Origin of the sequence: Synechococcus sp. R6-7 (assembly GCF_047461695.1) — a bacterium.
In the GTDB taxonomy this organism is placed as follows: domain Bacteria; phylum Cyanobacteriota; class Cyanobacteriia; order Thermostichales; family Thermostichaceae; genus Thermostichus.
In genome coordinates, this window is the sequence record NZ_JANSHS010000038.1 from 1 (window position 1) to 11,095 (window position 11,095).

The 11,095-nt window shown below is 53.8% G+C and carries 13 protein-coding genes; 8 read left to right on the forward strand and 5 right to left on the reverse strand.

Going from position 1 to position 11,095, the window contains the following annotated elements; translation table 11 throughout:
- The first annotated feature begins 194 nt into the window (after positions 1 to 194).
- Genes NW815_RS01590 through NW815_RS01615 form a run of 6 tightly spaced genes read left to right on the forward strand, consistent with a single transcriptional unit; the run spans position 195 to position 4,634 of the window.
- The gene (locus NW815_RS01590; RefSeq protein WP_414388736.1) at positions 195 to 2,696 is read left to right on the forward strand and encodes a dynamin family protein; all 2,502 of its coding nucleotides are present in this window, start codon (positions 195 to 197) and stop codon (positions 2,694 to 2,696) included.
- 47 nt (positions 2,697 to 2,743) lie between these two features.
- Complete coding sequence (locus tag NW815_RS01595) at positions 2,744 to 3,154, forward strand: KGK domain-containing protein (protein ID WP_011430011.1); 411 nt, start codon at positions 2,744 to 2,746, stop codon at positions 3,152 to 3,154.
- Positions 3,129 to 3,557, forward strand: a complete 429-nt coding sequence (locus NW815_RS01600; protein ID WP_414388737.1) for a KGK domain-containing protein — start codon at positions 3,129 to 3,131, stop codon at positions 3,555 to 3,557. The genes NW815_RS01595 and NW815_RS01600 overlap by 26 nt, the downstream gene beginning before the upstream one ends.
- 27 nt (positions 3,558 to 3,584) lie before the next feature.
- Positions 3,585 to 3,950: a KGK domain-containing protein gene (locus NW815_RS01605; RefSeq protein WP_414388738.1), complete on the forward strand. Its 366-nt coding sequence runs from the start codon at positions 3,585 to 3,587 to the stop codon at positions 3,948 to 3,950.
- Between the two features lie 10 nt (positions 3,951 to 3,960).
- Positions 3,961 to 4,377 carry a KGK domain-containing protein gene (locus tag NW815_RS01610; RefSeq protein ID WP_414388739.1) on the forward strand — a complete coding sequence of 139 codons (417 nt, stop codon included), beginning with the start codon at positions 3,961 to 3,963 and terminating at the stop codon, positions 4,375 to 4,377.
- A 47-nt stretch (positions 4,378 to 4,424) separates the two neighbouring features.
- On the forward strand, positions 4,425 to 4,634 hold the full coding sequence (locus NW815_RS01615; RefSeq protein ID WP_240530472.1) for an HNH endonuclease: 210 nt from the start codon (positions 4,425 to 4,427) through the stop codon (positions 4,632 to 4,634).
- A gap of 64 nt (positions 4,635 to 4,698) precedes the next feature.
- Here NW815_RS01615 and NW815_RS01620 read toward each other — a convergent pair whose 3' ends face one another.
- Complete coding sequence (locus NW815_RS01620) at positions 4,699 to 5,691, reverse strand: YgfZ/GcvT domain-containing protein (RefSeq protein WP_414388741.1); 993 nt, start codon at positions 5,689 to 5,691, stop codon at positions 4,699 to 4,701.
- 94 nt (positions 5,692 to 5,785) lie between these two features.
- Here NW815_RS01620 and NW815_RS01625 point away from each other — a divergent pair, with 94 nt between their 5' ends.
- A complete protein-coding gene (locus NW815_RS01625; protein WP_414388743.1) occupies positions 5,786 to 7,321 on the forward strand; it encodes a helicase C-terminal domain-containing protein in 1,536 nt (511 codons plus the stop codon).
- A 171-nt stretch (positions 7,322 to 7,492) separates the two neighbouring features.
- A complete protein-coding gene (locus tag NW815_RS01630) occupies positions 7,493 to 7,735 on the forward strand; it encodes a hypothetical protein (protein ID WP_414388745.1) in 243 nt (80 codons plus the stop codon).
- On the opposite strand, the gene NW815_RS01635 is transcribed toward NW815_RS01630, so the two are convergent.
- The 4 genes from NW815_RS01635 to NW815_RS01650 all read right to left on the reverse strand — a co-directional run bounded on the left by NW815_RS01635 (position 7,732) and on the right by NW815_RS01650 (position 10,941).
- A complete protein-coding gene (locus NW815_RS01635; RefSeq protein ID WP_414388747.1) occupies positions 7,732 to 8,664 on the reverse strand; it encodes an AEC family transporter in 933 nt (310 codons plus the stop codon). The genes NW815_RS01630 and NW815_RS01635 overlap by 4 nt on opposite strands.
- Before the next feature lie 26 nt (positions 8,665 to 8,690).
- Positions 8,691 to 9,950, reverse strand: a complete 1,260-nt coding sequence (locus NW815_RS01640; RefSeq protein ID WP_414388748.1) for a 4-hydroxy-3-methylbut-2-enyl diphosphate reductase — start codon at positions 9,948 to 9,950, stop codon at positions 8,691 to 8,693.
- Between the two features lie 216 nt (positions 9,951 to 10,166).
- Positions 10,167 to 10,442 carry a lipopolysaccharide assembly protein LapA domain-containing protein gene (locus tag NW815_RS01645; protein WP_414357966.1) on the reverse strand — a complete coding sequence of 92 codons (276 nt, stop codon included), beginning with the start codon at positions 10,440 to 10,442 and terminating at the stop codon, positions 10,167 to 10,169.
- Positions 10,443 to 10,494: 52 nt separating this feature from the next.
- Complete coding sequence (locus NW815_RS01650; protein ID WP_414388750.1) at positions 10,495 to 10,941, reverse strand: pentapeptide repeat-containing protein; 447 nt, start codon at positions 10,939 to 10,941, stop codon at positions 10,495 to 10,497.
- Between the last annotated feature and the right edge of the window lie 154 nt (positions 10,942 to 11,095).

An 11,095-nucleotide genomic window follows, 5' to 3' on the forward strand; every position in this document is an offset into this window, starting at 1 on the left:
CAGCAGTGTTCAGCGTAAATGTATCAGTTCTGCTCTTCTCTCTTCACGTGTATGCACATATAGCCACACAGCTCCGGGACTGAAGAAAATTGTTGTAGGAATCCTCACCTCAAGCATAGGCAAGTTATAATCCCGGCAGCCTCTGTGGAGATCGCTCTCTTATGTCTGTAAAGCTCCTGCCTCAGTGTGAGAACTTGAAAGAGCAGGTTGAAGCTATCCTGCAACTCTGGCATCAGGATTCCACTTTTTCAGGCAAGCAAGATACCACTCGGATTCAAGCTTCCCTCAGCAAAGCTATTTCTCCAACCTTCGAGATTGTCTTTGCCGGTGCTTTCAGTGCTGGCAAGTCTATGCTAATCAATGCCCTCTTAGAAAGAGAGCTTCTCTACAGCGCCGAAGGGCACGCCACAGGGACAGAGTGCTACATCGCCTACGCAGAGCCAAATGCGGAGAGGGTAGTGCTCACTTTTCTCAGCGAGCAGGAAGTGCAAGAACAGATGACCGCCTTCTGCGCTTTCCTAAACTTGGCTCCGTCACTCAGCAGGCTGGAAGACACTGCACTGAATCCCCTGAAGGAGCGTGCTGAGGCTATTATTCAGCAGGAGGGAGGCAAAAGCAAGTCAGAGCGGGCAAAGCAGGCGGATGCCCTCCGCTTGTTGATTACAGGTTTCCAGCAGAACCGGGACAAAATTCACCCTACCGAGAACAAAGTTTTCTCAATGGAGCAGCTCAACTTCGGCAACTTAAGAGAAGCTGCGGGTTTTGCCCGGCGCGGCGCCAATAGCGCAGTTTTGCGAAAGGTGGAATACTATTGCCACCACCCCTTGCTGGAAGATGGAAACGTTATTGTCGATACTCCTGGGATCGATGCTCCAGTCAAAGCGGATGCAGAGCGTACTTATCGAAAAATTGCCGATCCGGATACGTCCGCAGTTGTTTGCGTTCTCAAGTGTGCTGCAACGGGTGAGCTGACCAAGGAAGAGACAGAGCTTATTGAGCATATTCAAAGTAATGATAGCATCAGGGATCGGGTCTTCTATGTATTTAACCGGATTGACGAGACTTGGTACAACGCACAACTAAAGCAGAGACTAGAAAACATTATCGACCAGCAGTTTCGTCAACTCCGCGTATTTAAGACAAGCGGCCTTCTCGGCTTCTATGGTTCCCAGATCAAGGCAACTACCCCCGAGGATCGATTTGGACTGGATACGATTTTTTCAGAAAGCATCAAAGAATTGGGTGGTGAGGAAGAAACGCCCCAGTTTGTCAGCGAGTTTAATAAGTACTGCACGTCGGGTAGGCTAGTTGGATCCCCGTTCCGCCCTTCTGTACATGGGTATGATACACCAATAAATAACTACGTTCGGATTCTGAGGGAGTGGGGAAAGCCTCTGATTGACTACATGATCAAAGATAGCGGCATCGAGGACTTTCGAGCTGGGATCACTCGTTATTTAACGGAAGAAAAGCGGCCACAGCTATTTTCCGCGCTGGCCGATGATTTGCAACCTCTCTGCATCGAGATGAGGAAGTCCTATCTAGATCTCTACCGAGACATTGATAGCCAGCCCAAAGAGATTGACAGCATGATTTCCTATGAGCTGACGCTGATCAATCAGCAGCTAGCCAGTATTGGCCGAGAGTTTGACGAGCATATCCAGACAGTAGTCAATAAAGTTATTAACGGAGAAAACAAAGAATTTGAGAACGATTTCCGTAAATTGCAGGCTAGGATGGTACGGAGGCTAGATGAGCTTTTGGATACTTTTTCGTTGGACAATGTTTACAGTCAAGCCGTTCGCATTCGTCCCCGCAACTCCACAGCTCCATTCTTAGCTGTATTGGTCGAAGCCTTTTATTATTTGTCCAACCATCTAGAGGACATCCTGGTAGAATCAGCCAGCACGCTTGTAGAGAACTTCTTTCGTCGCCTTGTTGATGAAGTTCGCAGCTCGAGCTACTACAGGCAGTTGTTTCGCCTACTGGGATCCGATGGGGACTTGGAGAAAAAGCTTCTTTTGGTTAAGGAGGTAACTTTGAGTTCTCTTGTCAATGGTGCCCGAAAAGAGTGCGACCGCTACCTCAGAGAAAGTCCCCGCTTCTACGACGAAGGAACATTCTCGATCTACCAGTTTCGAGAAGTCCTAAAGCAAACCAGCCAATCTTATGACATCTCTGCTATTCGCGACGCAGAGCCTGGAATCCGACAATTACTTAAGCTTGACTTCGAGCCGAAAATTAACCAGACAGTGCGTTCTAGCTTCCGACAAGAGACCAACAATACTCTAAAAACTCAGCTATTGCCGGTTGCCAAGCAAGTAGCCGATGAGATTTTGCAAAAGTACCCAGAAGCAAAGCAGTTCATGGAAGCAACTCTCAGAAAAGAGGCTGAAGAGAAAATTGCGCTTAACCAACAGCGGCTGAAAGAACTGGAGGCAAGCATAGACAAGTACAACCAAGCTGTTTCTGGGATCAACCTCTGCTTGCAAGCTTTGGGCCTCAATCGTGAGATGCTGCCCTTGATTACTCGTCCTGAACCTTCCTCTGTTGGTGAGTCAGTTCAAATTTTGGCAAGTCTTCCTGAACAGCAAGTAGGTGACAGCAATGCAAGCGAAGCAGTCGCTCTTGGTCGTTCTACACCCATAGACGAGAGTTTTCCAGAGTTGGATAGCATTCTCGATGATTTGAGATAGAGCGGCTTGTCTTTGTTTTTGGCCTTTCACTTGATCCAGATAAAGTCATGGGATCCAAATCGATACCTCTACAGCAGCACCCAGAAGGGATCCTCTCTGTAAGGGAGAAAACTTTCAAGGTTGCCAACTTGGTCAAAGCAGCCCAAGAGGACTTGACCAAGAAAGAAGAGCTGCATCGCTTGTTCATTGCGGCCTTGAGATCTTCAGGGATCCTGCCGCCGGAAGACTTGCTCAACATTGCCAGTAGCCTTCTTGCTCCCAAGCCAGAAGAAAAATTGTTGCAAGAAGCGAAGTGGTTTGGGCAGGGACTTGCTTGTCAACTCTTGGTGCCAGGCAAGAAGGATTGGGAAAAAGGCAGAGTCAGATTGCGGATCATTGTAGAGTTTGAGCCAGAGGATACAGGCTCAGAGAGCAGCAGTGGATCCCCTCTGGATGACCTTCGCGAAAGTGAGAGCTAGCCCAAGCCAGAGAGACATAGAGGGGGTTGGGCAAGTGTCAAGTAATGATCAATCTCAGGAGTGCTTTGTTGAGCTAGATATTTTCCAAAATACTGTCATTGATATAGGAGGACGCCTAATCTACTCGCAAGAGTTTGCTCAGGTGTACTCAGAGATTGTTTATGAGAGTATCAGATCCTACTTATCCAGCAAACTTAGCGAAAAGGGAGTCTCGATTCTATGGAGCAACTTGAACGGAATAACTAACGTGAAAGGAATTCCTGCTAAACTCTTACGTCCTGGCTCACCGTGGATTGCTGGTAGAGTTAGGATGAGACTAGTGGTTGAGTTTGAGCCAGAAGAAACGGGATCAGGGAGCAGTAGATCGCCTTTGGATGACATTCGGGGAGATGTCAGTCAGTAAAGTCTGTTAGCAATAGGAGACAATGCCGTGGTCGATCCGATAGTTTTTAGGTCAGATGATAGGGAAACTGTCGTTGGAATTGGTGATCAAGTCTACCTTCCAAGTAGATTGCATAGTGCAATTATTAATTACCTTCTTTCAGATACTTTACGGACAAACGGTTACCTTAAATCAAGAAAGGTTTATGCGGACATTAAAATGCTCGTGGATGGAATAGAATCTAGAGTCTTACAGCCCAGAAAGTCGTGGATCTCTGGCAAGATATCAGTCAAAGTTTATCTCGAGTTTGTTCCTGATGACCCATATAGAGATTCTGGAGATAGCGCTCCCAGAAAACTAGAGGATTCTATACTGGATGATTTACGGGCTGTTCAAGTTGTCTCTATGTCTTGAGGTCGATAAGATGACAAAAACATCCATTAATCTTAGCCAACTGCGAGACGGAGTTATCACTTTTATCAACGAGAACAATAATCAGAAAGTCTACATGATTTCCGAGCTTTGCGATTCTATCAATTCTTATTTCCTGGAGTTTGACCAAATGGGAAGAGGACTAGACAGTTACTTGAGTTCGTTTGAGATACAAACAGGTATTCCCTATGAAGATCAGGTTCATTTTTTCGATAAAGGAGTTCCATGCTTGATTCTTTCTCCTAAAACTAACGGTTGGCAGACCGGTAGAGTAAAAGTAAGAGTAGAAGTTACGATTGACTTTTATCCTGACAATCCTGAATTTCTGATAAAAGAACCCGACCAAGAGATATTAGAACCTCTAGATGAAAAGTCTCCACTGGACGATCTTCGCAGTATGGATGAATAATGATGAAAGAAAGAAAATCCGGCGAAAGGATTTTAATTCCAGCAGCCGTGCGGGAGTATGTTTTCCAAAGAGACGGCTTCCGTTGTCGCGGTTGCGGAAAGTCGCCCCCAGAGGTTCAGCTTCAGATCGATCACATCATCCCCATTGCCCAAGGGGGCAGCAACGACATCAGCAATCTGCAAACGTTGTGCAAAACCTGCAACCGACGCAAAAAGGATCGACGGGATCCCCGCTTTCGCCGCCACTTTGACTGGTAAGTTCTTAATCCTTTGCCCATTTTCTCTCTACAAAGCAGGAGAGCTTTCTGCCGCAAAAATAATGCTAGACAATAGGCGGGAAGCTGGAAAACGGCATTCGGGTCAGGACTCCCGGCGCTGAGCCGACTTCAACTTCCAGCCCCTCGGCAGGATTGAATTTAGTGCGCACGTATCCCAATCCCAGGTACCCTTGCGAAGTCAAGCCCGCGCTGGTCAGTAAACCAATCTTTTCCCCCTGCCGCAAAATCTCTGTGCCAGGACGAGCTTCTCCTTGAAGGCGGATCCCCCACAAAGTTTGCCGAATGCGCCGGTAGGTTACCTGCTTGGCCAAGACTTCCTGGCCAACGTAGCAACCTTTGTCAAGGGAAACAGCTCGCCACAGGCCGGCTTCTAGGGGGTTGTAGTCTGAGGTCAGCTCTCGGTCGGCGGCGGGGCGACCCGCTTCTAGGCGGAGGACTTCCCACAGCTCAGGTGGGGCCAGCTTGGCTCCGGCTTGGAGCAAGCATTCTTCAAGAGCGACTTTCTGGTCAATGGTGCCCCAGAGGGTAAACCCCGGCTGGGCAAGACCCGTGCCACAAGCCAGATGGACAGGGATCCCCTGGATCTCCACGGCGCAGTGCTCATTGAGCCTGGTCGGAATCTCTTCTGAGCTCACCACTTGCTCCAGGAGAGCCTGACTCTGGGGGCCGAGCAACCCAAAACCAAAGGTCTGGTCCGTCTCATCTTTCAACTCTGCTCCCCGCACCAAAGGCAGCATACGCCCCAAACTCTGCATCAGCAGGCTGCGCCGCTGGGGCGAAGTCCAGATCCAGCAGTCTTCTTCTCCCGCGTACACCGTGGCCAGATCCAGGATGCCAGCGGTGGGGGTCACGAAAACCGTGTCGGCCCCCTGCCCTGGCTGGAGGGCCTTCAGATTTTGGGTGCTTTGGTTGTGCAGATAGTCCAAGCCTGGGGATCCCTTCATGCGCAAGCGGCCCCACCCGGAGCGGTCTAGAAGCAGGGATCCCGTCTGTGCAACGGGTTGGCCCTCTGTGGAAACAGCAGCTAGAAGAGACATCGCTCACCCCAGAGATGGGCTTTGGTTTTCTTCTCTACCCTAGAATAGGCTAGTTCACCCTACCGTCTGTGGCAGACCCCCGGCGTACTGAACTGTGATTGAGGTTGAAGTCCACCAACAGTTGCGGCAGCTTTTGCGGCAGTCTCCCGAAGCCCTGTGGCCCCACCAGTTGACGATGGCTCGCATGGTGGCGCGAGGGTTGCGGTTGGGTCGCAGCACCTTGATCCAGGTGCCTGCTGGGGGTCAGCACCGCCTCAGTTATCTGCTGCCGGCCCTGATGTGGCCCAACCCCACCTTGCTCTGCGCTACAGCTCCTGTGCAGGCGCAAATTTTGGGGGAAGAGATCCCCTGGCTACAGCACACCCTGCAGTTGCATAAGCCCGTCCTGCAAAAAGACCGTTGGCCGGATCCCGATTTCCAGGGGTTGCTGTTGGTGGATCCCCTGGATTGGCTGCAAGCTCGCTTGAGAAAGGGATCCTCGCAAGTGCCGACAGGGATCCCTTTGATCCTGGATGGAGCCGAAGACCTGGAAGATTGGGCCTACCAGGTGCTGACGGTGACCCTGGAAGCCAGCCATTGGCAACAGCTCCGGCAAATCTTCCCTGCCGAGGCGGAGCAGCTCTCCCAGGTTCAGGTCAATTTGTCCCTGCAGCTTTTGCGGCGGCCTCTTTCCCGCTGTCTGCTTCATGCGGATGAACAGGTTCACCTGGATGCTGTGCTGTCTTTGGTGACAGGCTACCCCGGCTGGCTGCCGGATCCCTGGGATCAAATCCGCCAGCGGCTCAGCTCTGAGGGGGATCCCGTCTCCAAATGGATTTGGTGGGCCGAAACCGACCGAGAAACCGGTCGCCTCACCCTTCACCACAGCCCGACGGCTCTGCAGGATTGGTTGGCCCCCATTTGGGCCACACAGCCGGTGGTGATTATCGGGGAAGCGCTGGATCTGGATCGCCAGGCGGAAACCTACCGGCGACGGTTGGGCTTGCCGGATCTGACGCCGTTGCGGTTTGCCTCAGGCGAGGGTTGGCCCCGTTCCGGCGGGGCGGAGCTGTCCCTCTACTTGCCGCGCCTGCCCTTGCCCAACAGCCCTCTATTTCGGGATCACCTGCTGCAAGAGCTGAAAAAGCTGATCCCTCAAGCGCAAGGCTTTGTGGTGGTGTTGGTGTCGGATCAACCTCTGCAGGCACAGGTGGGAGCGGCTTTGGCTGCCGAATTCGGCTCGCGGGTGCGGGTAAACAGCCCTTTTCCGGGCGAAAAGGGCATTTTGGTCTGCGACTGGCCCTACTGGCTACACCACAAGGCCGGCTTGCCTCGCCCGGAACTGATGGTGATCACCACTTTGCCTTTCCCTTCTGTGGAAGACCCAAGGGTGGCCGGACGGGTGCAATATCTGCAACGCACCCAGCAGGACTGGTTCCGTCAGTACCTTTTGCCGGTGGCTGCTGCCCAGTTGCAACGGGCTGTTGCGCCTCTGCGGCAAAGCTCTGATTCGGGAGAAGATTCCAGCTCATCCACCCGATGGGTGGCCATTTTGGATAGCCGCATCATTGCCCGCAGCTACGGCGTCTCTCTTCTCAATGCCTTGGGGCCAACTTTGCGGGTCGAGCAGCGCAGCCAACTGTTTGTTTAGGGATCCCTGGGCCTCTTGCGCCAGTTGGTTGATGGTGATGGATTGGTTTTGCCTGAGCGATTGAGAGAAGGCTTGTTCAGAACAGAGGGGGAGATTTGTATCCCAGAGAGCCAAAGCCAACTGGGATCCAAGCTATTCTGAGGGTGAATCACTCCTACTCACCTTCCTCTCATGACCAATCCTGCTCTCAGCTCCGTTCACGCTCGCAACAGCGGTGCGGAGCACTCCAGCGAGCCAGAGGCCCTCACAGTACTGCGCACGCAAGCAGTTTGGAAGCCATTGCGGCAGGCCATTGTGGAAAGCTCGGGTTTTCGGGGATGGCTCCAGGGCCGGGAGTTGCCCACTCAGGAAGCAGAGCTGGATCAACTGGTGCATAGCTACCTCGAGCAAACCTTGTCTCACCTGGCCTATTAGGATCCCCAGAGTCCCAGCCAGAGGGGCAAGGTCAGCAAGGCGGCCAAGTACCCCACGGCCAAGGCAGTTACGGTAATTTCCCGATCCAAGTCGTATTCTTCCGTGAGCACCAGGGTGGCGATGGCGGGGGGCATACCGCTCTGCAGGACCAGCACCAGCTTGGCCAGAGGCGGGTAGGGGGTGAAGGCAAGGCCGATTCCCACCAAGAGCGGCACAATCACAATTTTGATCAAGAGGGCCACTCCGGCGGCAAGAAAGGATCCCCAGCGCTTCACCTGGGCCAGCCGCATCCCCAAAATCATCAAACTGAGCGGGATCATGCTCCAAGCAAAAGCCGCCAACGCTTGAGAGAGCCAACCCGGCAGAGGTTCGCGCGTCAGCAGCAGGCCCATCGCAAACGACCAGAGGGCAGGGGTGCGCAGAATGTGGAGGCCCACCTGCCAAGGCTGAGCATGGGAACTGCCGTGGCGGCTGGCCACCCACACGCCAAACCCGTAGGCCATGAACAGAGTGCCCAGCAGATCGTAGAACAGGGCCCAGCCAAAGTAAGCCCTTCCGGCCACAGCCAGACAGATGGGATAGCCCAAATACCCGGTGTTCCCCAGGGTGGCGGTTAGGTGAAAGCTGCCCTGCTGGGCACTGCTCCAACAGTTGTGGCGCTGCCACCACAGCCAAGCGCTGGTCAAGGCAAACCCCAGCCCCACCGACAGCCAACAGATCAGAGGGGCGACCCAGATTTGGCCCGACAGATCCACCCCCTGCATAAACCCAACAATGCTGAGGGGCACTCCCACCCAAAACATGAATCGCCCCAAGGCGTGGGGATCCAGCCAACGCTTCCAGCCGCCAGGCAGCCCCTTCTGGAGAAAAAAACCCAGCAGCGTCCAGCCCAGCAAGGGAGGATAAACCTGAAAAAGGGTGTTGAGCACGCTCAAGAGGGAGAGGGAAGGGATCCCTAGGCAGGGATCCGCCGGGGTTCTTCACGTAGAGCGAAGATGCGTTGAATCACCTCTTCAACAACGCGGTCTGGGGTAGAGGCACCGGAGGTAATGCCGATTTGCACCGGCCCATCGGGTAGCCACCCTTCGGTAACCGTCGGGTCTTGGTGAAGAGGCTTGTGACGGATGCGGTTGTTGGGTTGGATGCAGTCGGGGCCATCGATATGGAAGGAGGGCAGGCCTTTGGCCAGGGCAATTTCCTGCAAGTGGGTGGTATTCGAGGAATTAAACCCCCCGATCACCACCACGACATCCAAAGGTTGCTCCAGCAGCTCGAACATGGCATCCTGCCGCTCTTGGGTGGCATTGCAGATGGTGTTGAAGCTCATGAAGTGGTTGTCTAACTCCTGGGGGCCATATTTGCGCAGCATGGTGGTCTCAAACAGCTTAGCAATGGCGCGGGTCTCCCCCTCTAGCATGGTGGTTTGGTTGGCGATGCCGATCCGCTCCAGATCGCGATCCGGATCAAAACCGGGGGAAGTGGCCTTGCCAAAGCGCCGCCGAAATTCTGCCGCATCTCCGCCCTGCAAAATGTAGCGGGCGACCCATTCTGCTTCTTCCAGGTTCAGCACCACCAGATATTTTTCGGCAAAGGAGCTGGTGGCTACGGTTTCCTCGTGGTTGTACTTGCCGTGGATGACAGAGGTGAATTGAGCCGCGCGGTGCTTGTCCACTTGGTTCCACACGCGGGAAACCCAGGGGCAGGTGGTATCGACAATCTCATTGCCCTGCGACCGAAAAAACGCCATTTCCGAGGCACTTGCCCCAAAAGCAGGCCAAATCACCACATCTTGGGGCCGGATCTGAGAGAAGTCCTTCTTGCCGTCTGGGCCTTTCTCCACAAAGCGGATCCCCATCTCCTTCAGGTGCTGGTTTACCAGAGGGTTGTGGATGATCTCGTTGGTGATCCACAGTTGCCGATCCGGAAAGCGTCGCCGCGCTTCATAAGCATATTCCACCGCCCGTTCCACGCCCCAGCAAAAGCCAAAGGCCCTGGCCAGGTGAATGGTAATGTCGCCCCGCTGATAGCGGTAGGACTGGGCACGGATTTGCTCCACAAGGGGGCTTTTGTAGGTGGTTTGCAGCTCCAGTTGAGCCTGATCCTTGTGTTCTTCAAATCCCTTGGCAAAGTAGGTGCTGGATCCGCGCAGGGCTTTGCGCAGGGCCCGTGGGTCTTGGGGAGAGCTATCCGGGGAAGTAGGTTGGAAATAAGCCATGGTTACGGTTGGAGATACGCACTGATCAAGCAGACGGCGAAGGGATCCTTTCTCAGCTTACGCCCAGTCTCGCATCGGTGGGCCATTCCAGCATGCTTTCCCTAGGGCCAGCGATAAGATTGTCAAGTCAACTATAGAATTGCAGGTAGAATTGCAGGGGATCGAAGCTGTTGAGCCAAAGCCAGAAAGCAGGGGGATCCCTTTGGGAATTGGCCGTTATTGGGGCGGTTGATCCTGCATTTCCAGTTGGCGCACCCGCTCTTGTAATTGGCGGGCGGTGGCAGAAAAGCTGCGCCCAGGCCAGAGGAGAGAGCCCAGCCCCACCGTCAACAGGCCCAGGCCGACGGCCACGGCGATGAGAAATCCCAAAGGCAGCTCCACCGAGCGCCACATTAAGAAATGTACGGTCAGGGTGGTGGGGTTTTGTCCGGCCAGGACTGCCACTCCCACAGCCAGCAGCAGTGTCAAGACCAGGTTGAACAGCAGTAACATCAGGGATCCCGTCGCAACAGTTCCATTCTGCCTTGTCTGCTGGGGGGGTGGCTCAAGCCCGCACACTCCCGTCGGGTAGGGTGGCTCCGCTGAGGTCAGCGCCGGTCAGCACTGCTCCGCCGATTTTTGCCCCGCTCAGATCGGCTCCCTGCAGTTGTGCACGGGTTAGCTTGGCTTCCCAAAGGTAGGCACCGTGCAAGTTGGCTTCCCGCAAGTCGGCAAAGCTGAGATCCGCGCCGATCAAGTTGGCTTCCCAAAGATTGGCCCCGCGGAGGTTGGCCCCCATCAAGTTGGCCGAGCTGAGATCGGCGCCGCGCAAATCGGCTTCCTGCAGGTTAATGCCACTCAGCTTGCCAAAGGAGAGGTTGGCCCCTCTCAGATTCACCCCTTGCAAGTTGGAGCGCACCAAGTCCACCCCCACCAGGTTGGATTCTTGAAAGTTGCGCTCGCCAGAGGCATATTCTGTCAGCAGATCGTCAGCAGTTGTCACTCGGGGCATGGCCGGATACTGCCATCCGTGCGTTAAGCTTAACAATTTCTGGCTGCTCAACGGGGTACTGATGACCGCTCCGAAAGACCTACGAAACGCTAACAAACACTTCCAGAGTGTTCAGTGCCTGTCGCGTCTGATACATTTACGCTGAACACTGCTG

Bases quoted from the DNA above. Each gene is read 5' to 3' on its own strand.
- NW815_RS01595 (WP_011430011.1), top strand. From the start codon at position 2,744: ATGGGATCCAAATCGATACCTCTACAGCAGCACCCAGAAGGGATCCTC.
- NW815_RS01600 (WP_414388737.1), top strand. From the start codon at position 3,129: ATGACCTTCGCGAAAGTGAGAGCTAGCCCAAGCCAGAGAGACATAGAG.
- NW815_RS01610 (WP_414388739.1), top strand. From the start codon at position 3,961: ATGACAAAAACATCCATTAATCTTAGCCAACTGCGAGACGGAGTTATC.
- NW815_RS01620 (WP_414388741.1), bottom strand. From the start codon at position 5,691: ATGTCTCTTCTAGCTGCTGTTTCCACAGAGGGCCAACCCGTTGCACAG.
- NW815_RS01630 (WP_414388745.1), top strand. From the start codon at position 7,493: ATGACCAATCCTGCTCTCAGCTCCGTTCACGCTCGCAACAGCGGTGCG.
- NW815_RS01640 (WP_414388748.1), bottom strand. From the start codon at position 9,950: ATGGCTTATTTCCAACCTACTTCCCCGGATAGCTCTCCCCAAGACCCA.
- NW815_RS01645 (WP_414357966.1), bottom strand. From the start codon at position 10,442: ATGTTACTGCTGTTCAACCTGGTCTTGACACTGCTGCTGGCTGTGGGA.
- NW815_RS01650 (WP_414388750.1), bottom strand. From the start codon at position 10,941: ATGCCCCGAGTGACAACTGCTGACGATCTGCTGACAGAATATGCCTCT.